The sequence below is a fragment of the Siminovitchia acidinfaciens genome (genome assembly GCF_003605385.1).
GTDB lineage: Bacteria > Bacillota > Bacilli > Bacillales > Bacillaceae_C > Siminovitchia > Siminovitchia acidinfaciens.
Genome location: NZ_QYTV02000011.1, coordinates 17,748 through 41,250, shown reverse-complemented (window position 1 = coordinate 41,250; position 23,503 = coordinate 17,748). Strand labels below are relative to the sequence as shown.

The window sequence follows — 23,503 nt, the reverse complement described above, 5'->3', positions numbered from 1 at the left end:
ATTACTTTCCTCCTTCCTCAGACTTTTTCTTTTCTGGAAGGATCTCTCCACGATAAATCCAAACTTTGACACCAAGCTTACCGTAAGTTGTGTCAGCTTCAGCATGTGCATAGTCGATATCAGCGCGAAGTGTATGAAGTGGAACTGTTCCTTCGCTGTAATGTTCTGAACGAGCGATATCTGCACCGCCGAGACGTCCGGAAACCATTGTTTTAATTCCAAGTGCACCTGCACGCAATGTACGTTGGATTGCTTGCTTTTGCGCACGGCGGAAAGAGATCCGGCTTTCTAATTGACGAGCGATATTTTCAGCAACAAGCTTTGCATCCAAGTCAGCTTTTTTGATCTCTACGATGTTGATGTGGACGCGTTTGCCTGTCAACTTGTTCAATGCTTTTCTTAGTGCTTCTACTTCACTTCCACCCTTACCGATAACCATTCCAGGCTTCGCCGTGTGGACAGTGATGTTAATGCGGTTTGCGGCACGCTCGATTTCAATTTTGGAAACCGATGCGTCTTTAAGACGGTTTTCGATATATTCACGAACTTTGATGTCTTCGTGAAGTAAAGTTGCGTATTCTTTGTCTGCGTACCATTTTGACTCCCAGTCACGGATGATACCGATACGCATACCAATAGGATTAACTTTTTGACCCACGAACTACCCCTCCTTCTTTTCTGATACCACGATTGTAATGTGGCTTGTGCGTTTGTTGATTTGGCTGGCTCTACCTTGAGCGCGCGGTCTGAAACGTTTCATTGTCGGACCTTCATCAACATATACTTTTGATACTAAAAGGTTGTTAACGTCCATGTCATAGTTATGCTCTGCATTTGCTACTGCAGACTTCAAAAGCTTTTCTACAATCGGAGAAGCTGCTTTTGGAGTGTGCTTTAAAATGGCAACTGCTTCGCCTACTTGCTTTCCTCGAATAAGATCGACGACCAGGCGTGCTTTACGAGGAGCAATACGAACTGTTCTAGCAACAGCTTTAGCTTGCATTAGGATGCCCTCCTCTCATTAGCGTCTTGTTTTTTTGTCATCTGCGGCATGACCTCTATAAGTACGAGATGGCGCGAATTCGCCGAGCTTATGGCCAACCATGTCTTCACTGATGTAAACCGGAACATGTTTGCGTCCATCATAGACTGCGATTGTGTGTCCGACAAACGCCGGGAAGATTGTTGAACGGCGAGACCAAGTTTTAATTACCTGCTTTTTGTCTGTCTCATTCAAGTTCTCAACTTTTTTCATTAAATGCTCATCTACAAAAGGTCCTTTTTTCAGGCTGCGACCCATGCTGGTACCTCCCTTCGTGATTGCGCTACGGTCCGGTAAAAGAACCGTAGGACAACCTCGTTATTTTTTGCGGCGACGCACGATAAATTTATCCGACTTGTTTGTTTTCTTCCTTGTCTTGTAACCGATTGTCGGCTTACCCCAAGGAGTAACAGGAGATTTGCGTCCGATAGGAGTTCTTCCTTCTCCCCCACCATGTGGATGGTCGTTAGGGTTCTTAACGGAACCACGAACGTGAGGACGTCTGCCCAACCAGCGTGAACGGCCGGCTTTACCGATTGTTACAAGCTCATGCTGCTCGTTGCCCACTTCACCAACTGTTGCGCGGCACGTAGCAAGGATCATACGTACTTCGCCGGAGTTCAAGCGAACAAGAACATATTTTGTACCTTCTTTACCAAGAACTTGCGCTGAAGTTCCTGCAGAACGAATGAGCTGACCGCCTTTGCCAGGTTTCAACTCGATATTGTGTACAACTGTACCCACTGGAATGGAAGAAAGCGGCAATGCGTTACCCACTTTGATGTCAGCCTCAGGGCCGGACATGATTTCCATACCTACTTTAAGGTTTTTTGGAGCAAGAATATAACGCTTTTCACCATCTACATAGTGGATCAAAGCAATGTTTGCGGAACGGTTTGGATCGTATTCGATAGTAGCAACGCGTCCGGGTATACCATCTTTGTTGCGTTTGAAATCGATAATACGATATTGACGTTTGTGACCGCCACCGCGATGACGAACTGTAGTCCTACCTTGGCTGTTACGGCCGCCTGTTCTGTGAATAGGCGCAAGCAATGTTTTTTCCGGCTTATCAGTTGTGATTTCGGAGAAGTCCAAGCTTGTCATACCGCGTCGACCGTTGGAGGTAGGTTTGTATTTTTTGATCGCCATTTTTTTCCCTCCTCTGCTTTTATTAAAAGATTATTGATTTATTGATTAAACTTCGAAGAACTCGATTTCTTTGCTGTCTTCAGTCAAAGTGACCACTGCTTTGCGGCGTTTGTTTGTATAGCCACCAAAACGGCCCATGCGTTTGAATTTACCTTTGTAATTCATAACGTTGACTTTTTCAACTTTTACATCAAAAATGCTTTCGACTGCGTCTTTCACCTGCGTTTTGTTGGCTCTGACGTCAACCTCGAAAGTATATTTCTTGTCAGCTGTCAAATCCATGGAACGCTCTGTGATTACGGGGCGCTTAATAACGTCACGTGCATCCATTACCCGAGCACCTCCTCCACTTTTTCAACTGCGGCTTTCGTCAAGATCAATGTTTCATGACCTACAACATCAAGTACGTTGAGGTTGTTAGCATCGATTACTGTGACTCCAGGAATGTTTCTTGCAGAAAGTGCAACATTTTCTTCTGGAACATCAGTGATGAATAACGCCTTTTTGCCGACCGGAAGGTTTTTCAAAACCTTGGCAAATTCTTTTGTCTTAGGAGCATCAAAAGATAATGCTTCTAGAACGAGGATGCTTTGCTCCAATGCTTTGGAAGACAAAGCAGATTTGATAGCCAAACGGCGTACTTTTTTAGGCATTTTGTAGCTGTAGCTGCGTGGAACCGGTCCGAATACCGTACCACCGCCGCGCCATTGTGGTGAGCGGATAGATCCTTGACGAGCTCGGCCTGTGCCTTTTTGGCGCCATGGCTTGCGTCCGCCGCCGCGCACTTCTGAACGTGTTTTTACTTTAGATGTACCTTGTCTCAATGAAGCTTGCTGCATTACAATCGCTTCAAATAATACATGGTTGTTTGGTTCGATTCCGAAGATGGATTCGTTAAGCTCCACTTCTCCGGCTTTTGAACCTTCTTGATTATATACGGCTACTTTTGGCATTTCATTTCCTCCTTTCTTTGCGAAAATATTTATTTCACTTTAATTCCTGTTTTGATTTCAAGCATTGCTTTTCTCGGTCCAGGAACATTTCCTTTAACTAGGATAAGATTGCGTTCCGCATCAACCTTAACGATTTGAAGATTTTGAACGGTAATCTTCTGTCCACCCATTTGTCCCGGTAATTTCTTTTGTTTGAATACGCGGGCAGGGTCAACTGGTCCCATTGAACCAGGGCTGCGGTGGAAGTGGGAACCGTGGGACATTGGTCCGCGGGATTGGCCGTGACGTTTAATAACACCTTGGAAACCTTTCCCTTTGGAAATTCCTGTTACATCCACTACATCGCCTTCTGCGAAAATATCAACCTTGATCTCTTGACCAACTTCATATTCATCTAGATTAACGTTTTTCAACTCACGTACGAAGCGCTTAGGTGCAGTTTCTGCTTTTGCAACATGCCCTTTTTCAGGTTTGTTGGCAAGCTTCTCGCGCTTGTCTTCAAAACCGATTTGAACAGCTTCGTATCCGTCCGTTTCAACGGTTTTCTTTTGAAGAACCACGTTTGGAGCAGCCTCAATCACTGTTACCGGGAGCAATTGTCCGTCTTCAGCAAAAATCTGCGTCATACCGATTTTTCTTCCTAAGATTCCTTTTGCCATGAGTTACACCTCCTGCTTTCTTTCATTAATATTTAAATTAGAGTTTGATTTCAATGTCTACGCCGGACGGCAAGTCAAGTCTCATCAATGAATCCACAGTTTGTGGAGTTGGGCTGATGATGTCGATTAGACGTTTATGTGTCCGCATTTCGAATTGCTCGCGGGAGTCTTTGTATTTATGGACCGCACGCAAGATAGTGTAAACAGATTTCTCTGTCGGAAGCGGAATTGGTCCTGATACATTTGCACCTGAACGTTTCGCCGTTTCTACAATCTTTTCTGCAGACTGATCCAAAATTCTGTGATCATACGCCTTTAATCTAATCCGGATTTTTTGTTTTGCCATTACTTTCCCTCCTTTTCGCCTATTTTTTAAAATAGACATACTCCGTGGAAATTTCCCCCACACTCGCCATGGCAAAGCGGCCGGGTGTGTCGGCAACCTTCCACATCATTGCTGTCAAATGACCAACATTATACATTATACATACAATGGATAACCATTGCAATAACAATCACGAAATAATGCCTTTAAATTTGACTGTTTCATTATACAGGTGCTCCAGCAATTTTTCAACCAGAAGTTTTTCCTTCTTTATTTATGGGTTTGGTCTTTAATAGAACATATATTTCATAGTTTTTCTTTCCATATTTTTTTATCTAAAAAGTGTTTACAAAACAGTTTGGTTTGTATATTATGGTTAATAAGTTTCCTTAGGGCAACTCTTTGTCATGGGGGCAATTTTTGGAAGTCGGCTTATTTAAAACTAAAAAAACCGTTATGGAAAAGAAGGTGAATATGCATGAGCAAAAAGAGTTTAACGGTCAGCGATCTTTATGTTTCCTATCATGGAAACGAAGTGCTTCATGATATCAATTTCACCATTGATACAGGTAAACTGATCGGCATTATCGGGCCAAACGGCGCCGGAAAATCAACGATGATGAAAGCGATGCTGGGACTGATTCCTAAGGACAACGGAGGAATCGAAGTGGATGGAAAGCCAATTCAGGACATGCGGAAGCGGATTGCCTATGTTCCGCAGCGATCGAACATTGATTGGGATTTTCCAATTATCGTTAAAGATACCGTCCTTTTAGGCACCTATCCCAAGCTCGGCCTTTTCCACCGTCCAACAAAGAAAGACAAGGAATGGGCAATGGAGTGCCTAGCAAAAGTGGGAATGGAAGAGTTTGCGGATAGTCAGATAGGCGAGTTGTCCGGAGGCCAGCAGCAGCGTGTATTTCTTGCAAGATCCCTTGCCCAGAATGCGGAGCTGTTTTTTCTTGATGAACCCTTTGTCGGAATTGACGTTGCCAGCGAGGAAGTCATCATTAAAATATTAAAAGGCCTGAGAGACGATGGGAAAACAGTGTTCGTTGTCCACCATGACTTGACAAAGGTGGAAAGCTACTTTGATGACCTCATCCTCATCAATAAGGAGCTTATTGGTGCCGGACCTGTTGAACGTGTTTTCCGCCCTGAATTGATGCAGGTCGCATATAAAGCACCCCTCAAGATGCTTGGGAGTCTGGGGGTAGGAGTGTAATGGAGTTCATTAATGATTTGATGACGTATGGTTTCTTACAGAAGGCGCTAATCACTTCAGTTATGGTTGGAATCATCTGCGGCGTGATTGGCAGCTTCATCATTTTACGTGGGATGGCACTTATGGGAGACGCCATCTCTCATGCCGTTCTTCCCGGTGTTGCGATTTCTTACATGCTGGGCATCAACTATTTTTATGGAGCTGTCGTAACCGGTGTACTAACTTCTCTCGGGATTGGCATGATCAGTCAAAACAGCCGTGTGAAAAATGACTCCTCCATCGGGCTCGTTTTTTCAGCAATGTTCGCCTTGGGTATCATCTTAATTACAAAAGCTAAAAGCGCGACAGATTTGACGCAGATCCTCTTTGGGAATGTCATTTCCGTCCGTTCTTCCGATATGTGGCTTACATTAGTTATCGGAAGTATTGTAATAGTGGCCGTTGTTTTATTTTATAAGGAACTGCTCATCTCCAGCTTCGATGAGACCATGGCTGCGGCATATGGACTGAAAACGCGCCTGATCCATTACGGCATCATGGTCCTGCTGACTCTCGTCACTGTCGCCTCATTACAAACGGTAGGCGTCATCCTTGTAGTCTCCATGCTGATCACACCGGCTTCAACCGCTTATCTTTTAACAAACCGGTTGTCTACGATGATTGTTTTGGCATCTGTCTTTGGTGCACTCTCTTCAATTATTGGACTTTACTTCAGCTTTGTCTATAACTTGCCTTCAGGGCCTGTCATTGCCTTGGCAACTACAGCTATTTTTGCAGTCGCTTTTATTTTCTCGCCTAAGCAGGGCATTTTGTGGAAGATGTTAAAATCAAATGAAAAAAAAGCAAGGGTGCATGGCGCCTAATTTTAAAAAAGGCAGGTGAAATGAATTGAGATTAGTGAAGAGGATTTTTACAACCGGGCTTGCAGTTTTGTTACTCGCTGCCTGTGGTAAAAGTGAAGATCACGAAGGAAACGCTTCTGGAAAAGATAATACACTGAAAGTCGTCACCTCTTTTACAATTATTGAAGACCTCGCAAGAGAAATCGGCGGAGACGATGTGGAAATTCACAACTTGGTCCCTACGGGAACCGACCCGCATGAATATGAACCTCTGCCTGAAGATATCAAAAAAGCTACGGATGCGGATATCCTTTTTTACAACGGCTTGAATCTCGAAGGTGGAAAAAAAGGCTGGTTCTTTAAAATGGTAGATTCAGTCGGACAGAAAGAAGAGAATATTTATAGTTTGACTGAACGGGTTGAGCCAATGTATATAAGCACCGAAGATGGCAAAGAAGAAGAAATCAATCCCCATGCATTTATTGACCCGGCAGTTGGCATCAAAATGGCTGAAGACATGCGGGACGCATTTATGGAGAAAGATCCAGAGCGTAAGGAAAGTTACAAGGAACGGGCAAATAAATATATCAACAGACTGAAAGAAATTGATAAGGAATATGCGGATAAAATTAATGACATTCCTGAAGAAAAACGCATCCTTGTAACAAGCGAGCGGGCGTTCCAATACATGACAGACCACTACGGATTAAAAGAAGGATATATCTGGGCAGTCGATACGGAAGAAAACGGATCTCCTAAACAAATTAAGTCACTGGTCAGCTTCATTAAGGAACATAATGTGCCGGTATTATTTATCGAGTCCAATGTTGATCCTCGTCCAATGGAGACTGTTTCAAAAGAAACCGGCATTCCTTTTTCAAAGAAACCTATTTACTCCGACGAAATTGGAAAACCCGGTGATGAAGTGGATACGTATGTGAAGTATTTGAATTACAATATTAACCTGATTCATGATGAATTAAGCAAGTAAGTGAAGACTCCCAGCAGCGTGGTTGCCGGGAGTCTATTTTTAATGGCTTCAAGCTTTGATATTCGTATCTTTAGGATTGATTGGGTCATCCTCTCTTTGCCTATCCGTTTCGACATAACTCAAACCTTAATGGCGTTAGATGGCAGCCTTTCCCCTATCTCGTGTGGTAAGCATTTTCCGGGCGGCTCCTAAATTTCCAGTTGATTAAGCTGTTTGCGCACATTAATAGTTTTATGGCCTTTTCCAAGCAATAGTTAAATAAACTTGGCGCTCGTTACTGAAGAAGCGGTGAAACCGGGATCACGGGCAAGAATGAGAGAGATTCGTTACCGAAGAAGCGGTGAAACCGAAATTACGGGCAAGAATGAGAGGATTCGTTACCGAAGAAGCGGTGAAACCGAAAACACGGGCACGAATGAGAGGGATTCGTTACCGAAGAAGCGGCGAAACCGAAAACACGGGCATGAATGAGGGAGATTCGTTACCGAAGAAGCGGCGAAACCGAAAACACGGGCATGAATGAGAGAGATTCGTTACCGAAGAAGCGGTGAAACCGAAAACACGGGCACGAATGAGAGGGATTCGTTACCGAAGAAGCGGCGAAACCAAAAACACACAGGCACGATTTGGAGTTACTCCTTGCGAAGCAAGAGGCTATGATCCCCTGCTCGGGTGCCATAGTCAGGCCTTTTTTTCTAGCTCTCCAAGCCCGGTCAATAACCGGGCTCTTTTAATAAAGAAAACGCGCAGAGAAATCTCTGCGCGTCCTGCTTTAAAAGTGCACTGTTTTAAAGCTTTATTATTTTTGGATAGAAGCTACAACGCCAGCGCCTACTGTACGTCCACCTTCACGGATTGAGAATTTAGTTCCTTCTTCAATCGCGATTGGGGAGATAAGTTCTACTGTCATTTCTACGTTGTCACCAGGCATAACCATTTCTACACCTTCAGGAAGGTTGCAGATACCAGTTACGTCAGTTGTACGGAAGTAGAACTGTGGGCGGTAGTTAGTGAAGAATGGAGTGTGACGTCCACCTTCTTCTTTTGAAAGAACATAAACTTCAGATGTAAATTTAGTGTGTGGAGTAATAGTACCCGGTTTAGCCAAAACTTGACCACGTTGGATATCTTCACGCGCAACACCACGAAGGAGTGCACCGATGTTGTCTCCAGCTTCTGCATAATCAAGAAGCTTACGGAACATTTCTACTCCAGTAACAACTACTTTTTTGCTTTCTTCTTGAAGACCGATGATTTCTACTTCTTCACCAACTTTAACTTGTCCACGCTCAACACGTCCTGTAGCAACTGTTCCACGTCCTGTGATTGAGAATACGTCCTCAACAGGCATCATGAATGGCTTTTCAGTGTCACGCTCTGGAGTTGGGATGTACTCGTCAACAGCGTCCATCAATTCGATGATTTTTTCTTCCCACTCAGCTTCTCCTTCAAGAGCTTTAAGAGCAGAACCTTTGATAACTGGAACGTCATCGCCAGGGAAATCATATTCAGAAAGAAGATCACGGATCTCCATTTCTACCAACTCAAGAAGCTCCTCGTCGTCAACCATATCACATTTGTTCATGAATACTACGAAGTGAGGTACACCTACTTGACGGGAAAGAAGGATATGCTCACGAGTTTGTGGCATCGGGCCGTCAGCAGCAGATACAACTAGGATTGCTCCGTCCATTTGCGCAGCACCTGTGATCATGTTTTTAACGTAGTCAGCGTGTCCTGGGCAGTCAACGTGCGCATAGTGACGCTTTTCAGTTTCATACTCGATGTGAGAAGTAGAGATTGTGATTCCACGCTCTTTTTCTTCTGGCGCGTTATCAACTTGGTCATAAGACTTAGCTTCTCCACCCATTTTTTTTGCTAGAACTGTTGCAATAGCAGCAGTCAATGTAGTTTTACCATGGTCAACGTGACCTAGTGTACCAATATTCGCATGTTCTTTGGAACGATCAAATTTTTCCTTACCCATTAGGAAATCCTCCTTTAATTTAAAAAAATATTAAGTATAAGTGAGCGCTTCAAAGGAGGATATTCTTCCTCACTTTAAAGCCGCCCAGATATCATCTATTAGTAGTTATACTTGATAGCCGGAATAAAATCAATTATTCACCGGTATTTTTTTTGATAATCTCTTCAGCAATGGATTTTGGTACCTCTTCGTAATGATCGAAGTGCATTGTGTACGTACCGCGTCCTTGTGTATTGGAGCGAAGAGATGTCGCGTAACCGAACATTTCAGAAAGAGGGACAAAAGCTTTAACCACTTGTGCGTTTCCTCTTGCTTCCATTCCTTCTACGCGTCCACGGCGTGAAGTGATGTCACCCATCGTATCACCAAGATACTCTTCAGGAACAACGACTTCAACTTTCATGAGTGGCTCGAGCAGTACAGGATTACATTTCTTTGCTGCATTTCTTAATGCAAGGGATGCAGCAATTTTAAATGCCATCTCACTTGAGTCAACATCATGGTATGAACCGTCATACAATTTCGCTTTTACGTCAATTAGTGGGTATCCTGCGATGACGCCGTTAGCCATTGAATCTTCCAAACCTGCTTGTACAGCCGGGATGTATTCACGAGGAACAACCCCACCGACAATCGCATTTTCGAATTCAAAGCCTTTTCCTTCTTCATTTGGAGAGAATTCAATCCAAACGTGTCCGAATTGTCCGCGTCCACCTGATTGACGAACAAACTTACCTTCTACCTGAGCAGCAGCACGGAATGTTTCACGATAAGAAACCTGTGGCGCACCAACGTTTGCTTCAACTTTAAACTCACGTTTGAGGCGGTCAACAAGAATATCAAGGTGAAGTTCACCCATCCCCGAGATAACAACTTGCCCAGTTTCAGGGTTTGTTTCTGCACGGAACGTTGGGTCTTCCTCTTGCAATTTCGCAAGTGCCGTACCCATTTTATCTTGGTCCGCTTTTGATTTTGGTTCGATAGCGACTGAAATAACCGGCTCAGGGAATTCCATGGATTCAAGAATAACAAGATTCTTTTCGTCACAGAGTGTGTCACCTGTACCTGTATCTTTCAATCCAACCGCCGCAGCAATATCCCCACTGTATGCAGTGCTGATTTCCTCACGGTGGTTCGCATGCATTTGAAGGATACGACCGATTCTTTCACGCTTACCTTTAGTAGAGTTTTGAACGTAAGAACCGGATTCAAGAGTACCTGAATATACGCGGAAGAAAGTCAAGCGACCAACGTACGGGTCAGTCATTACTTTAAACGCAAGAGCAGAGAATGGCTCTTTATCGTCAGCATGACGCTCAATTTCTTCATCTGTTCCAGGAACGATTCCTTTAATTGCTTCAATATCTGTCGGTGCCGGCAAATAGTCAACAACTGCATCGAGCACAGGCTGTACACCTTTGTTTTTAAAAGCAGTTCCACACAATACTGGGTAGAACTCAACTCTTAATGTAGCTGCACGGATTGCTGCTTTAAGCTCTTCATTGGAGATTTCTTCGCCTTCAAGATATTTCATCATAAGCTCTTCATCAAAGTCTGCAACAGCTTCAATTAAGCTTGCACGCAGCTCTTCCGCTTGATCTTGAAGATCTTCCGGAATCTCTGATTCAGTAGCATCCAACACGTCGCCTTCATAGATCCAGGCTTTCATTTCAACGAGGTCAATGACACCTCTGAATGTGTCTTCCGCGCCGATTGGAAGCTGGACTGGATGCGCATTGGCATCCAAGCGATCATGAAGTGTTTTAACGGCATACAAGAAGTCCGCACCGATCTTATCCATTTTATTAACGAATACAATACGTGGAACTCCGTAAGTTGTTGCTTGGCGCCATACTGTTTCAGTTTGTGGCTCAACGCCTGATTGCGCATCAAGCACAGTAACAGCTCCATCAAGAACCCTCAAGGAACGTTCAACTTCAACTGTGAAGTCTACGTGACCAGGAGTATCGATGATATTGACACGGTATCCTTTCCACTGTGCTGTTGTAGCAGCAGAAGTGATTGTGATTCCGCGTTCCTGCTCCTGTTCCATCCAGTCCATTTGGGAAGCACCTTCGTGAGTTTCACCCACTTTATGGATTCGCCCTGTGTAGAAAAGGATGCGCTCGGTTGTTGTTGTTTTACCGGCATCAATGTGTGCCATGATCCCGATATTACGAGTCTTTTCTAAGGAGAACTCTCTAGGCATCTCGTCTTTCTCCTTCCTAGTTTATAAATAGTAATATATCTTACCAGCGGTAGTGGGCAAATGCTTTGTTTGCCTCAGCCATTTTATGTGTATCTTCACGCTTCTTAACTGAAGCTCCGCTGTTGTTTGCAGCATCAAGAATTTCGTTGGCAAGACGCTCTTCCATGGTTTTTTCCCCACGAAGACGAGCGTAGTTCACCAACCAGCGAAGACCTAATGTTGAACGGCGTTCTGGACGCACTTCAATTGGCACTTGGTAGTTCGCTCCACCCACACGGCGAGCTTTTACTTCCAAGACCGGCATGATGTTTTTCAACGCTTGGTCGAAAACTTCCATTGGGTCTTTTCCGCTTCTTTCTTGAACTAGGTTAAATGCTGAATATAGGATAGATTGTGCTTTTCCTCTCTTACCGTCAACCATCAATTTGTTGATCAGACGAGTAACGAGTTTGGAGTTGTACAATGGATCTGGCAGCACATCTCTTTTAGCAACTGGTCCTTTACGTGGCATTGAGGTTCCTCCTTTCACAAACAGTGAATATCTCTCAGATTATTTTTTCTCTTTTGGACGTTTTGTACCGTATTTGGAACGGCTTTGTGCACGGTTTTCAACACCAGCAGTGTCAAGCGCACCACGAACGATGTGATAACGCACACCCGGTAAGTCTTTAACACGTCCGCCGCGGATTAAAACAACGCTGTGCTCTTGCAGGTTATGTCCGATTCCTGGAATATAGGCAGTTACCTCAATTCCGTTTGTCAAACGAACACGAGCATATTTACGAAGTGCAGAGTTTGGTTTTTTAGGTGTCATTGTACCAACACGCGTACAAACGCCCCGCTTTTGTGGAGAAGAAACGTTTGTGCTCGTTTTCTTAAAGCTGTTGTACCCTTTGTTAAGTGCTGGAGAGTCAGAAGTTGTTACTTTTGACTTTCTTGGTTTACGTACCAATTGGTTAATTGTAGGCATGTATGCTTCCTCCTTTCCGGTTTCGTATAGACCCACACATCCAGGTGGTTCTTTTTTAAAGCAAAAAAACAAGTTTTTGCAGGCAAGCATATACCCCTTGCAAAAACACCTTTAGTGAATGATGGCAACAGCTGCCGCCCCTACATCAATTCCGCATGCTTTACCAAGTTTTTTCATGGAGTCGACCTTTGTTACGGGCACATCCAGCTCTTTCGCTGTGTCAATGATAATGTCCGTTATTTTCGGATCGGCATCCTGCGCAACGAAAACTTCTTTCACATGGCCTGATTTCAGAGCTCTTACTGTTTGCTTTGTTCCTATAATCACATTTGCATCCTGCAATACTTTTTCATAAGACAATTTTAAACATCCTCCAAAGTAACAGGTTTCATGATAGGATCACCTTGAATATATTATCATCTGATAATTTCAATGTCAACAATTAAAGCAAAGTTTTTAAAGAAAGATCCGCCGGCAGTTTTGCCGGCGGCCTCTGCAATTATTCTACGTTGACTGTGTCATCTTCTTCTTTTTTCAATACGGCGCTCGCTCTTCTATAGCGATGCATTCCAGTTCCAGCCGGAACCAGTTTTCCGATAATGACGTTTTCCTTCAAGCCAAGCAGTTCATCCCGCTTGCCTTTGATGGCTGCATCGGTCAACACGCGTGTTGTTTCCTGGAAAGATGCCGCTGATAGGAAGGAGTCTGTTTCAAGCGATGCTTTTGTGATACCTAGCAATACCGGGCGTCCGGTTGCCGGCGTATTCCCTTCAATCAGCACCTTTTCATTCGCATCTGTAAACTGGTGAATATCGAGCAATGTTCCCGGCAGTACATCCGTGTCCCCTGCATCTGTCACCCTTACTTTGCGAAGCATTTGTCGGACCATCACTTCAATGTGCTTGTCGCCGATTTCAACACCCTGCATCCGGTAAACTTTTTGTACTTCAAGTAAAAGATACTCTTGTACGGCGGCCACATCTTTAGCACGCAGCAATTCCTTCGGATCGATGGACCCTTCGGTCAATTCCTGTCCACGCTCGACCCGATCATTCACTGCTACACGCAGGCGGGCTGTGTACGGCGCATTGTATGTTTTACTTTCGATATCCCCTTGGACAACAATTTCATGCTGGCGGTCTCTGCCTTCGTTGATGGCAGTAACCACTCCGCTGATTTCGGTAATGACTGCCTGCCCTTTTGGATTCCGGGCTTCGAACAATTCCTGGATACGCGGAAGACCTTGCGTGATGTCGTCTCCGGCAACTCCTCCTGTATGGAACGTTCTCATCGTCAGCTGGGTTCCTGGCTCTCCAATTGACTGGGCGGCGATGATTCCCACCGCTTCCCCGACGTCGACTACCGAGCCTGTCGCCAAGTTCCGGCCATAGCACTTCTTACAGACGCCATGACGGGTGTTACATGTAAATGCCGAGCGGATCCAAACATTTTCAAGTCCGGCATTGACAATTTCTTTAGCCGTGTCTTCCGTAATAAGCGTGTTCTCATTAATGATTACATCATCTGTATCCGGATGGAGAATCTTCTTGCGGCTGAAGCGGCCAATCAGCCTTTCTTCCAAGGATTCGATTTCTTCTGTTCCATCTTTAAGAGCTGAAACAAGGAGTCCTCGATCCGTACCGCAGTCATCTTCACGTACAATGACGTCTTGAGCGACGTCAACAAGCCTTCTTGTCAAATAACCTGAGTCAGCTGTTTTAAGAGCTGTATCCGCCAATCCTTTACGCGCTCCATGGGTAGAGATAAAGTACTCGAGTACCGTCAATCCTTCCCGGAAGCTCGATTTGATTGGAAGTTCGATAATCCGTCCAGCCGGGTTGGCCATCAATCCGCGCATACCCGCCAACTGAGTGAAGTTGGATGGGTTACCCCTCGCACCTGAATCACTCATCATGTAAATCGGATTAAGATTTTCAAGAGACTCCATCAGCTTATCCTGAATTACGTCTTTTACGGCACTCCAGATGGAAATTACGCGGTCATAGCGTTCTTCATCTGTGATGAGACCCCGCTTGAACTGTTTCAGGACATTGTCGACCTTCGTTTGAGCTTCTTCAAGAAGTGTTTCCTTCTCAGCAAGAACTACGATATCGGATACACCAACAGTGATTCCCGCTTTTGTAGAGTATTTAAATCCGAGATCCTTCATGCTGTCGAGCATTTTGGAGGTCTCAGTAATTTGGAACCTTTTAAAAATCTCGGCGATAATATTCCCAAGGATTTTCTTTTTGAATGGTTTGACCAGCGGCTGTTTTTTAATGAATTCCGCAACATTTTCTGTTGTGTCAACGAAATACTTATCCGGGATGTTCTGCTCTAGGTTTTCGTTGGTCGGCTCATTAATATATGGGAACGATGGCGGCATAATTTCATTAAAAATGATTTTACCCATTGTTGTTACCAATAATTTCTTCCGCTGCTCATCAGTAAATCTCTCATTTTGGAGAGATTCTACATGGATCGCAATCCGGGAATGCAGGTGGATATAACCGTTGTTATATGCCAAAAGCGCCTCGTCTGCATTGCCGAAGACCATGCCTTCACCAGTCGCCCCTTCACGCTCAAGCGTCAGATAATAGTTACCAAGAACCATATCCTGTGAAGGTGTAACAACTGGTTTTCCGTCCCTTGGGTTCAAGATGTTCTGGGCAGCAAGCATCAGCATTCTTGCTTCAGCTTGTGCTTCAGCCGATAATGGCACGTGAACGGCCATTTGGTCTCCGTCAAAGTCCGCATTATAAGCCGTACAGACGAGCGGATGAAGGCGAATCGCCCTTCCTTCGACCAAAGTCGGCTCAAATGCTTGGATTCCAAGCCTGTGCAATGTCGGTGCACGGTTCAATAATACCGGATGCTCACGGATCACTTCTTCAAGTACATCCCAGACTTCCGGATGAACGCGCTCAATTTTGCGCTTCGCGCTTTTAATATTATGTGCAAGGCCTTTTTCCACCAATTCTTTCATGACGAAAGGCTTGAACAGTTCCAATGCCATTTCCTTCGGAAGACCGCATTGATACATTTTCAGGCTAGGTCCGACTACGATAACCGAACGGCCTGAGTAGTCAACACGCTTACCAAGAAGGTTTTGGCGGAAACGTCCCTGTTTCCCTTTCAGCATATGGGAAAGAGATTTGAGCGGGCGGTTCCCTGGTCCTGTGACCGGACGGCCGCGGCGTCCGTTATCGATGAGTGCATCGACAGCTTCCTGGAGCATCCGCTTTTCATTTTGGACGATGATGCCTGGAGCACCGAGATCCAATAACCTTTTCAGACGGTTGTTCCGGTTAATTACACGGCGGTATAGATCATTCAAATCGGATGTCGCGAACCGGCCGCCTTCCAACTGAACCATTGGGCGCAGTTCCGGCGGAATGACCGGAAGTACATCCAAAACCATCCAGTCAGGGTAGTTGCCGGAATGACGGAATGCTTCTAGGACTTCAAGTCGTCTGATAGCACGTGTACGGCGCTGGCCTTGTGCCGTCTTTAGTTCTTCTTTCAGTATGTCTACTTCTTTATCTAAATCAATATCCTGAAGCAGCTTTTTAATGGCCTCTGCACCCATTCCAGCATTGAAAGTTGTTCCGTACTTTTCACGGTAAGCACGATATTCCCTTTCAGATAAAAGCTGCTTCTTCTCGAGCGTAGTGTCTCCCGGATCTGTCACTACGTAAGAGGCAAAATAAATAATTTCTTCAAGTGCCCGGGGTGACATATCCAAAAGAAGTCCCATTCTGCTTGGAATTCCTTTGAAGTACCAAATGTGAGAGACAGGGGCAGCAAGCTCAATGTGCCCCATACGCTCACGCCGGACTTTCGCCCGTGTCACTTCAACTCCACATCGGTCACAAACGACACCTTTATAACGTACCCGTTTGTACTTTCCGCAGTGGCATTCCCAGTCTTTAGTCGGACCGAAAATCCGCTCGCAGAAAAGACCGTCTTTTTCTGGCTTTAAAGTTCTATAGTTAATTGTCTCCGGCTTTTTCACTTCACCAAAAGACCATGAACGGATCTTATCAGGCGAAGCGAGACCGATTTTCATATACTCGAAATTATTTACATCCAGCAAGGGGCCTACCTCCCTTTTCATATACAGGTTTTACCCTAATTGCCTTGTCTGAGATCATTTACTCCTTCGTCACCGCTGTTTCTTCCACTTTTGTTTCCGGAGCAATGTTCAAAGTATCTGCCTGGTGAATGTCATCTTCGTCCTCTAATTCACGCATTTCAATTTCCTGTTCATCCCCGGATAGGATTTTGACATCCATCCCAAGGCTTTGAAGTTCTTTAATCAAGACCTTGAATGATTCAGGAACACCCGGCTCAGGGACGTTTTCACCTTTAACGATGGCTTCATATGTTTTCACACGTCCAACCACATCGTCAGATTTTACAGTAAGGATTTCTTGAAGAGTATAAGCTGCACCATATGCTTCAAGTGCCCATACTTCCATCTCTCCAAAACGCTGTCCGCCAAATTGGGCTTTACCGCCGAGCGGTTGCTGTGTAACAAGCGAATAAGGTCCTGTTGAACGCGCATGAAGCTTGTCATCGACCATGTGCGCAAGTTTAAGCATATACATGACACCCACGGATACACGATTATCGAAAGCTTCCCCTGTTCGGCCGTCATAGAGGACCGTTTTTGCATCGATAGCCATGCCGGCTTCTTCGATTGTATCCCATACGTCTTCTTCCGTCGCACCGTCAAAAACTGGAGATGCCATATGAAGTCCCAGGTTTCTCGCCGCCATACCTAGATGAAGCTCAAGCACCTGACCAATGTTCATCCTTGATGGAACACCAAGCGGGTTAAGCATTACATCAATAGGTGTACCGTCAGGCATGAAAGGCATATCCTCTTCAGGAAGAATACGGGAAATTACCCCTTTGTTACCATGGCGTCCCGCCATTTTATCCCCTTCGGAGATTTTCCTTTTTTGAACGATATAGACACGGACAAGCTGGTTAACACCTGGCGAAAGCTCATCCCCATCTTCACGGTTGAATACTTTTACATCCAGTACGATTCCGCCGCCTCCATGAGGAACCCTCAAGGACGTATCGCGGACTTCACGCGCTTTTTCACCAAAGATGGCATGGAGTAGACGCTCTTCTGCGGTCAATTCCGTTACGCCTTTAGGCGTTACTTTTCCGACTAGCAGGTCGCCGTCTTTGACTTCCGCTCCTATGCGGATAATTCCACGCTCATCAAGGTTTTTAAGTGCATCTTCCCCGACGTTTGGAATATCTCTAGTCATTTCTTCAGGGCCAAGCTTCGTATCACGGGCTTCCGACTCATATTCTTCAATATGAATGGACGTGTAGTCATCATCTTTCACGAGACGCTCACTCATGATGATCGCATCTTCATAGTTATAGCCTTCCCATGTCATGAACCCTACGAGAACGTTACGGCCAAGCGCCAGTTCTCCAAGATCCATTGAAGGACCGTCAGCAAGGATTTCTCCTTTGACGACACGGTTGCCGACACTTACAATCGGACGCTGGTTATAGCAAGTTCCCTGGTTGGAACGGATGAATTTTTGCAGGCGATATTTATCAAGGTCGCCTTTTACTTCTTGACCGTCAATGTCTTGGATTCTGCGTATCCAGATCTCTCGTGCCTCAATGTGTTCAACGACGCCGTCATGCTTACAGATGACAGCTGCACCTGAATCTTTTGCGGATACGTACTCCATCCCGGTTCCGACAAGCGGAGCTTGTGGCTGCATAAGCGGAACGGCCTGCCTCTGCATGTTCGCTCCCATCAGGGCACGGTTGGAGTCATCGTTTTCCAAGAAAGGAATACATGCTGTCGCTGCGGATACGACCTGTTTTGGTGAAACGTCCATGTAATCGATCCGGTCTCTTCTGATCACGGTGTTTTCACCACGGAAACGGGCGATTACCTCTTCGTTTTCAAAAGTTCCCTCTTCTGTCAATGGAGCATTTGCCTGTGCAACAACGTAGTTATCCTCTTCGTCAGCAGTCAAATAGTCGATTCGGGAAGTGACAACCCCTGTTTCCGGATCGACACGGCGGTACGGCGTCTCAATGAAACCGAACCGGTTCACCTTTGCAAATGTCGATAAGGAGTTGATTAACCCGATGTTTGGTCCTTCCGGCGTTTCAATCGGACACATACGTCCGTAGTGGGAATAGTGAACGTCACGGACTTCCATTCCTGCACGCTCACGCGTCAAACCGCCTGGTCCAAGAGCAGAAAGTCGACGTTTGTGAGTCAATTCCGCAAGCGGGTTCGTCTGGTCCATGAACTGTGACAACTGGGAGCTTCCGAAGAATTCTTTAATTGACGCAATGACCGGACGGATATTGATGAGCTGCTGCGGTGTGATCGTATTGATGTCTTGGATGGACATCCGCTCACGAACAACACGTTCCATACGGGATAAACCGATTCTGAACTGGTTTTGCAGGAGCTCTCCAACAGAGCGGAGACGACGGTTGCCCAGATGGTCGATATCATCCGTATCACCGACTCCATACAGCAGGTCAAAGAAATAGCTGATGGAAGCAATGATATCGGCAGGCGTAATATTTTTAATCTCTTCTTCTATGAAAGAGTTTCCGATGACATTGATCTCTTTTTCTTCGTCGTCATGCGGAGCATATATTTTAATGGTCTGGACAGTGATATCATCTTCCAGCACACCGCCATGATTGTTATATGTTTTAAAACCCGTACCTTTTTCAAGGTAAGGAATCAATTTGTCCAATGTGCGGCGATCAAGCAGCGTGCCTTTCTCCGCAATGATTTCCCCTGTATCCGGGTCGGCAAGAGTTTCCGCAAGCCTTTGCCCGAACAGACGGTTTTTAATATGAAGTTTCTTATTTATTTTATAGCGCCCAACGTTGGCCAAATCATATCTTTTTGGATCGAAAAAGCGAGATATCAGCAAGCTTTTTGCATTTTCAACTGTTGGAGGCTCACCTGGACGGAGACGTTCATAGATTTCAAGCAAAGCTTTTTCAACGCTCTCCGTATTGTCTTTTTCCAGTGTGTTGCGGAGATACTCGTTATCTCCTATTAATTCGATGATTTCTTGATCAGAACCAAAACCTAGTGCACGCAAAAGAACCGTTACCGGCAGTTTTCTCGTCCGATCGATTCGGACGTACACAACATCTTTCGCGTCTGTTTCATATTCCAGCCATGCGCCGCGGTTTGGAATGACAGTGGCAGTGAAGCCTTTCTTGCCATTCTTATCGAGCTTGGCACTATAGTACACACTCGGAGAACGTACAAGCTGTGAAACAATGACACGTTCTGCCCCATTGATGATGAATGTTCCCATTTCTGTCATCAGCGGGAAATCACCCATAAATACATCTTGGTCTTTCACTTCGCCAGTCTCTTTATTTAGAAGACGCAATTTCACACGAAGCGGAGCGGAATATGTTGCATCACGCTCTTTTGATTCTTCCACAGAGTATTTTGGCTCACCGAGACTGTAATCGATAAACTCTAATGATAGATTCCCGGCGAAATCTTCAATTGGGGAGATGTCCTGAAACATTTCCTTTAAGCCCTCATCAAGAAACCATTGATAAGAGGAAGATTGAATTTCGATAAGGTTTGGCAGTTCCAATACTTCACTAATGCGAGCAAAGCTTCTGCGCTGGCGGTGCCGTCCATACTGAACAAGTTGACCTGTCAACTGATTCACCCCTCAAAAATCATGCATTTTATTCATCCTATCAGCTTTTAAAAAAGCAAGCAGGATACGAATCATCAGACAAAAAGAAAAATGGTTTTACTTTGAAAACCACAATTTCCCGAGACGAACGTATATTTAATAACTTTTTCCATATGTGCCAATATATATACATCTATTGACCACTTTATGGAAAGCATGGTATTAGCATCTTACAATGTTAGCATAATGGTTACGAAGAAGCAAACTTTTTCGCTTGAATAATATAATAGCCTTTTTTCTTAGTTACTGTTTCAACTTCACCAAATACTTCTTCCAATTTTGTTTTAGCCGAAGGAGCGCCCTGTTTTTTCTGAATGACGATCCACAGCTCACCGTTTTCTACGAGATGATGACATGCCTTTTCGAACATATCAAAGATGACTTGCTTCCCGGCCCTGATAGGCGGATTGATCAATATAGCAGCAAAGTCTTTTTCTCCGACACTTTGAAAAGCGTCACTTTCATAGATCTTTACATTTTCAACTTGATTGGCCGCGGCGTTTTCTTTTGCCAATCCAACGGCACGCTCATTGATATCAGCCATGTGTATCACTCTGTCCGGAAAATCCTTGGCCAAACTTAATCCAATGGGGCCATAACCGCATCCGAGATCAAGCAAAGGCCCGGGTGCACCCGGCAAGGCAAATGAGTCAATCAGCAGCCTGGAGCCAAAGTCCACTTCTTGTTTTGAAAATACACCACGGTCTGTCTTGAAGCGAAACGGATGACTCCTCAGTTTCGTATCCCAGTATATCGGGTCACTTTCGACTTCAGGCTTGCGGGAATAATAGTGCTCTGTCATTTCAGAAAACACCTCCGGTATATAAAAATCGTCGATAACAAGCGACTTCGCTTTTCTTATTGGCTAGCTGCGGCGCCCAGCGACTAGCAGACTTCGCTAAACGGGCGCCTTCGCTTTTCTAGTAAACGTGCGAAAAAGCCCGCTTTTTTAAAGCGAGCTTTCTTTTTAGCACATTATTACTTAACTTCGACTTCTGCTCCAACTTCTTCAAGTTTCGCTTTAAGCTCTTCAGCTTCTTCTTTAGATGCGCCTTCTTTGATTGGCTTAGGAGCGTTATCAACAAGCTCTTTCGCTTCTTTCAAGCCAAGGCCTGTAGCTTCACGTACAGCTTTGATAACTTTGATTTTTTGTGCACCAGCGCTAGCAAGAATTACATCAAATTCAGTTTGCTCTGCACCAGCATCAGCAGCAGCAGCGCCGCCAGCTACAGCTACAGGAGCAGCAGCAGTTACGCCAAATTCTTCTTCAATTGCTTTTACAAGATCGTTAAGCTCAAGAACTGTCATTTCTTTGACAGCTTCAATGATTTGTTCTTTCGTCATGATTAATTCCTCCAAATTTTTTTAATAAAGTTTTATATAAGAATGGCCAATTTATGCTTCTTCTTTTTGGTCAGCAACAGCTTTAGTTGCAAGCGCAAGATTGCGCATTGGAGCTTGAAGAACGCTAAGCAACATAGAAAGCAATCCTTCGCGGGAAGGCAGGCTCGCAAGCGCCTTGATCTCCTCAGCTGTAGCAATGTTTCCTTCGATGACACCGGCTTTGATTTCCAATGCTTCGTGTTTTTTCGCGAAATCATTTAAAATCTTAGCTGGAGCTACTACATCCTCCGTACTGAATGCAATCGCGTTAGGACCAACGAGGTTTTCGTTAAGACCAGCCAGTTCAGCTGCCTCAGCTGCACGGCGTGCCATGGAGTTTTTATAAACTTTGTATTCAACGCCTGCTTCACGAAGCTGCTTACGAAGTTCTGTCACCTCAGCCACGTTCAAACCACGGTAGTCTACGATTACTGTAGAAACGCTGGATTTAAATTTGTCTGCGATTTCTTCAACAACTTGTTTCTTTTGTTCAATTACTTTGCTCATCCTTACACCTCCCAATTCTCAGATGAACATTTATACCGGCCAAATATAAAAAACCTCCAGCCAATATAGACATGGAGGTTTTGCGTCCAATCTGCACAATCAGATTGAAAATAAATATATCGCAATGACCTCGGCGGGAAATTAAGCTCGAAAGAGCACCTGCTGTCTACGGTACAAATGTTATTATTTCAACTTTTACATTTTATCAGGCTGATAAAATATTGTCAAGTTATGCTTTAACAGCTACTGTAGAAGGATCAATCTTAATTCCAGGTCCCATCGTTGAAGTGATGGTGACACTCTTCATGTATGTTCCTTTAGCAGCTGATGGCTTAGCTTTTAATACTGTATCAAAGATCGTCGCAAAGTTCTCTTGAAGTTTTGCATCTTCAAAAGAAACCTTTCCGATTGGCACATGGATGATGCCCGCTTTATCCAAACGGTATTCCACTTTACCAGCTTTGATTTCATTCACAGCTTTTTCAACATCAAATGTAACTGTGCCTGTTTTCGGGTTCGGCATAAGACCTTTTGGTCCAAGCGTACGTCCGAGTTTACCAACTTCGCCCATCATGTCCGGTGTAGCAACAACTACATCGAAATCAAACCAACCTTGGTTGATTTTGTTGATGAATTCAGCATCTCCTACATAATCTGCGCCTGCAGCTTCAGCTTCTTTCGCTTTCTCACCTTTCGCGAAAACAAGAACGCGCTGAGTTTTACCTGTTCCATTCGGAAGAACAACTGCGCCACGGATTTGTTGGTCCGCTTTTTTAGGATCTACCCCAAGACGGAATGCCACTTCGACAGTAGCATCGAATTTAGCAAAGTCTGTTTTTTTGACGAGCTCGATCGCTTCGTCGATCGCGTATGCTTGTGAACGGTCGACAAGCTTTAAAGCTTCGATATATTTCTTGCCTTTCTTAGCCATTATTAATCCTCCTATATTGTGGTTTTAGCGGAAAAACCTCCCACGAATAGAGGTTGCAGGGTATAAAATGCAGCTCTGCAACCTCTTATACAATCAGTCTTCAATCTTGATACCCATGCTGCGTGCAGTACCTTCAACCATTTGCATGGCCGCTTCGACACTTGCCGCATTCAAATCGGGCATTTTTGTTTCAGCGATTTCACGCACTTTATCACGTTTCACGGTAGCAACCGATTTTTTGTTCGGCTCTCCGGAACCTGATTCAATGCCAGCCGCTTTCTTCAAAAGAACAGCTGCAGGCGGAGTTTTTGTAATGAATGTAAAGGATCTGTCTTCAAATACAGTAATTTCAACTGGGATGATCAAGCCTGCTTGATCTGATGTACGAGCATTGAACTCCTTACAGAATCCCATGATATTTACACCTGCTTGACCCAATGCCGGTCCAACTGGTGGTGCCGGATTCGCTTTGCCCGCAGGAATTTGAAGTTTTACTACTTTGATTACTTTTTTAGCCACGAGACACACCTCCTTAAAGTCCGTGATGTGGTAATAGGGGTTTCCCCTCCCACTCATCTA

At 44.7% G+C, this 23,503-nt stretch carries 23 protein-coding genes and 1 other annotated feature; of the genes, 3 read left to right on the top strand and 20 right to left on the bottom strand.

Annotated features, from left to right (window positions below; translation table 11 throughout):
• Position 1: 1 nt before the first annotated feature.
• The 8 genes from rpsC to rpsJ are packed head-to-tail and all read right to left on the bottom strand — an operon-like array spanning position 2 to position 4,152.
• A complete protein-coding gene (rpsC, locus tag D4T97_RS17840; RefSeq protein ID WP_126052135.1) occupies positions 2–658 on the bottom strand; it encodes a 30S ribosomal protein S3 in 657 nt (218 codons plus the stop codon).
• Positions 659–661: 3 nt separating this feature from the next.
• The gene (gene rplV / locus D4T97_RS17835) at positions 662–1,003 is read right to left on the bottom strand and encodes a 50S ribosomal protein L22 (RefSeq protein WP_126052134.1); all 342 of its coding nucleotides are present in this window, start codon (positions 1,001–1,003) and stop codon (positions 662–664) included.
• Positions 1,004–1,021: 18 nt separating this feature from the next.
• Positions 1,022–1,300, bottom strand: a complete 279-nt coding sequence (gene rpsS, locus D4T97_RS17830) for a 30S ribosomal protein S19 (protein ID WP_126052133.1) — start codon at positions 1,298–1,300, stop codon at positions 1,022–1,024.
• 60 nt (positions 1,301–1,360) lie between these two features.
• Positions 1,361–2,194 carry a 50S ribosomal protein L2 gene (gene rplB, locus D4T97_RS17825; protein WP_126052132.1) on the bottom strand — a complete coding sequence of 278 codons (834 nt, stop codon included), beginning with the start codon at positions 2,192–2,194 and terminating at the stop codon, positions 1,361–1,363.
• A gap of 45 nt (positions 2,195–2,239) precedes the next feature.
• Positions 2,240–2,524, bottom strand: a complete 285-nt coding sequence (gene rplW / locus D4T97_RS17820) for a 50S ribosomal protein L23 (protein WP_126052131.1) — start codon at positions 2,522–2,524, stop codon at positions 2,240–2,242.
• Positions 2,524–3,147, bottom strand: a complete 624-nt coding sequence (gene rplD, locus D4T97_RS17815) for a 50S ribosomal protein L4 (RefSeq protein ID WP_126052130.1) — start codon at positions 3,145–3,147, stop codon at positions 2,524–2,526. The genes rplW and rplD overlap by 1 nt, the downstream gene beginning before the upstream one ends.
• 29 nt (positions 3,148–3,176) lie before the next feature.
• Entirely contained in the window at positions 3,177–3,806 is a 630-nt protein-coding gene (gene rplC / locus D4T97_RS17810) for a 50S ribosomal protein L3 (RefSeq protein ID WP_126052129.1), read from the bottom strand.
• Positions 3,807–3,843: 37 nt separating this feature from the next.
• Positions 3,844–4,152: a 30S ribosomal protein S10 gene (rpsJ, locus tag D4T97_RS17805; protein WP_018708729.1), complete on the bottom strand. Its 309-nt coding sequence runs from the start codon at positions 4,150–4,152 to the stop codon at positions 3,844–3,846.
• A 457-nt stretch (positions 4,153–4,609) separates the two neighbouring features.
• On the opposite strand from rpsJ, the gene D4T97_RS17800 reads away from it, so the two are divergent.
• From D4T97_RS17800 to D4T97_RS17790, 3 genes are read left to right on the top strand one after another with little or no spacing between them, the layout of a single operon-like run.
• The gene (locus tag D4T97_RS17800) at positions 4,610–5,356 is read left to right on the top strand and encodes a metal ABC transporter ATP-binding protein (protein ID WP_126052128.1); all 747 of its coding nucleotides are present in this window, start codon (positions 4,610–4,612) and stop codon (positions 5,354–5,356) included.
• A complete protein-coding gene (locus D4T97_RS17795; protein ID WP_126052127.1) occupies positions 5,356–6,219 on the top strand; it encodes a metal ABC transporter permease in 864 nt (287 codons plus the stop codon). The genes D4T97_RS17800 and D4T97_RS17795 overlap by 1 nt, the downstream gene beginning before the upstream one ends.
• Positions 6,220–6,253: 34 nt before the next feature.
• Positions 6,254–7,189: a metal ABC transporter solute-binding protein, Zn/Mn family gene (locus D4T97_RS17790; RefSeq protein WP_328588784.1), complete on the top strand. Its 936-nt coding sequence runs from the start codon at positions 6,254–6,256 to the stop codon at positions 7,187–7,189.
• 799 nt (positions 7,190–7,988) lie between these two features.
• On the opposite strand, the gene tuf is transcribed toward D4T97_RS17790, so the two are convergent.
• The 12 genes from tuf to rplK form a co-directional block, all read right to left on the bottom strand.
• Positions 7,989–9,176, bottom strand: a complete 1,188-nt coding sequence (tuf, locus tag D4T97_RS17780; protein ID WP_126052124.1) for an elongation factor Tu — start codon at positions 9,174–9,176, stop codon at positions 7,989–7,991.
• Positions 9,177–9,309: 133 nt separating this feature from the next.
• Positions 9,310–11,385 carry an elongation factor G gene (fusA, locus tag D4T97_RS17775; protein ID WP_126052123.1) on the bottom strand — a complete coding sequence of 692 codons (2,076 nt, stop codon included), beginning with the start codon at positions 11,383–11,385 and terminating at the stop codon, positions 9,310–9,312.
• 40 nt (positions 11,386–11,425) lie between these two features.
• Complete coding sequence (gene rpsG / locus D4T97_RS17770) at positions 11,426–11,896, bottom strand: 30S ribosomal protein S7 (protein ID WP_126052122.1); 471 nt, start codon at positions 11,894–11,896, stop codon at positions 11,426–11,428.
• 39 nt (positions 11,897–11,935) lie between these two features.
• Positions 11,936–12,355, bottom strand: coding sequence for a 30S ribosomal protein S12 (gene rpsL / locus D4T97_RS17765; RefSeq protein ID WP_126052121.1), 420 nt, complete (start codon positions 12,353–12,355; stop codon positions 11,936–11,938).
• Positions 12,356–12,466: 111 nt separating this feature from the next.
• On the bottom strand, positions 12,467–12,715 hold the full coding sequence (locus tag D4T97_RS17760; protein WP_126052120.1) for a 50S ribosomal protein L7ae-like protein: 249 nt from the start codon (positions 12,713–12,715) through the stop codon (positions 12,467–12,469).
• Between the two features lie 139 nt (positions 12,716–12,854).
• A complete protein-coding gene (rpoC, locus tag D4T97_RS17755) occupies positions 12,855–16,451 on the bottom strand; it encodes a DNA-directed RNA polymerase subunit beta' (protein WP_126052119.1) in 3,597 nt (1,198 codons plus the stop codon).
• 58 nt (positions 16,452–16,509) lie between these two features.
• Positions 16,510–20,064, bottom strand: a complete 3,555-nt coding sequence (gene rpoB, locus D4T97_RS17750; RefSeq protein WP_126052225.1) for a DNA-directed RNA polymerase subunit beta — start codon at positions 20,062–20,064, stop codon at positions 16,510–16,512.
• A 229-nt stretch (positions 20,065–20,293) separates the two neighbouring features.
• Positions 20,294–20,905: a class I SAM-dependent methyltransferase gene (locus tag D4T97_RS17745; RefSeq protein WP_126052118.1), complete on the bottom strand. Its 612-nt coding sequence runs from the start codon at positions 20,903–20,905 to the stop codon at positions 20,294–20,296.
• A 176-nt stretch (positions 20,906–21,081) separates the two neighbouring features.
• Entirely contained in the window at positions 21,082–21,447 is a 366-nt protein-coding gene (gene rplL / locus D4T97_RS17740; protein ID WP_120118046.1) for a 50S ribosomal protein L7/L12, read from the bottom strand.
• 51 nt (positions 21,448–21,498) lie between these two features.
• Positions 21,499–21,993 (bottom strand): 50S ribosomal protein L10, encoded by a 495-nt coding sequence (rplJ, locus tag D4T97_RS17735; RefSeq protein ID WP_126052117.1) that lies wholly within the window; start codon positions 21,991–21,993, stop codon positions 21,499–21,501.
• A gap of 38 nt (positions 21,994–22,031) precedes the next feature.
• Positions 22,032–22,183: a sequence feature (ribosomal protein L10 leader region), on the bottom strand.
• A 39-nt stretch (positions 22,184–22,222) separates the two neighbouring features.
• Entirely contained in the window at positions 22,223–22,924 is a 702-nt protein-coding gene (gene rplA, locus D4T97_RS17730) for a 50S ribosomal protein L1 (RefSeq protein WP_126052116.1), read from the bottom strand.
• A 93-nt stretch (positions 22,925–23,017) separates the two neighbouring features.
• Positions 23,018–23,443 carry a 50S ribosomal protein L11 gene (gene rplK, locus D4T97_RS17725; protein WP_018708714.1) on the bottom strand — a complete coding sequence of 142 codons (426 nt, stop codon included), beginning with the start codon at positions 23,441–23,443 and terminating at the stop codon, positions 23,018–23,020.
• Between the last annotated feature and the right edge of the window lie 60 nt (positions 23,444–23,503).

What these genes read in the sequence shown, in the direction of transcription:
- rplV (WP_126052134.1), bottom strand. Translation starts at nt 1,003, where the DNA reads ATGCAAGCTAAAGCTGTTGCTAGAACAGTTCGTATTGCTCCTCGTAAA.
- rpsS (WP_126052133.1), bottom strand. Translation starts at nt 1,300, where the DNA reads ATGGGTCGCAGCCTGAAAAAAGGACCTTTTGTAGATGAGCATTTAATG.
- rplB (WP_126052132.1), bottom strand. Translation starts at nt 2,194, where the DNA reads ATGGCGATCAAAAAATACAAACCTACCTCCAACGGTCGACGCGGTATG.
- rplW (WP_126052131.1), bottom strand. Translation starts at nt 2,524, where the DNA reads ATGGATGCACGTGACGTTATTAAGCGCCCCGTAATCACAGAGCGTTCC.
- rplD (WP_126052130.1), bottom strand. Translation starts at nt 3,147, where the DNA reads ATGCCAAAAGTAGCCGTATATAATCAAGAAGGTTCAAAAGCCGGAGAA.
- rplC (WP_126052129.1), bottom strand. Translation starts at nt 3,806, where the DNA reads ATGGCAAAAGGAATCTTAGGAAGAAAAATCGGTATGACGCAGATTTTT.
- rpsJ (WP_018708729.1), bottom strand. Translation starts at nt 4,152, where the DNA reads ATGGCAAAACAAAAAATCCGGATTAGATTAAAGGCGTATGATCACAGA.
- D4T97_RS17800 (WP_126052128.1), top strand. Translation starts at nt 4,610, where the DNA reads ATGAGCAAAAAGAGTTTAACGGTCAGCGATCTTTATGTTTCCTATCAT.
- D4T97_RS17795 (WP_126052127.1), top strand. Translation starts at nt 5,356, where the DNA reads ATGGAGTTCATTAATGATTTGATGACGTATGGTTTCTTACAGAAGGCG.
- tuf (WP_126052124.1), bottom strand. Translation starts at nt 9,176, where the DNA reads ATGGGTAAGGAAAAATTTGATCGTTCCAAAGAACATGCGAATATTGGT.
- fusA (WP_126052123.1), bottom strand. Translation starts at nt 11,385, where the DNA reads ATGCCTAGAGAGTTCTCCTTAGAAAAGACTCGTAATATCGGGATCATG.
- rpsG (WP_126052122.1), bottom strand. Translation starts at nt 11,896, where the DNA reads ATGCCACGTAAAGGACCAGTTGCTAAAAGAGATGTGCTGCCAGATCCA.
- rpsL (WP_126052121.1), bottom strand. Translation starts at nt 12,355, where the DNA reads ATGCCTACAATTAACCAATTGGTACGTAAACCAAGAAAGTCAAAAGTA.
- D4T97_RS17745 (WP_126052118.1), bottom strand. Translation starts at nt 20,905, where the DNA reads ATGACAGAGCACTATTATTCCCGCAAGCCTGAAGTCGAAAGTGACCCG.
- rplL (WP_120118046.1), bottom strand. Translation starts at nt 21,447, where the DNA reads ATGACGAAAGAACAAATCATTGAAGCTGTCAAAGAAATGACAGTTCTT.
- rplJ (WP_126052117.1), bottom strand. Translation starts at nt 21,993, where the DNA reads ATGAGCAAAGTAATTGAACAAAAGAAACAAGTTGTTGAAGAAATCGCA.
- rplA (WP_126052116.1), bottom strand. Translation starts at nt 22,924, where the DNA reads ATGGCTAAGAAAGGCAAGAAATATATCGAAGCTTTAAAGCTTGTCGAC.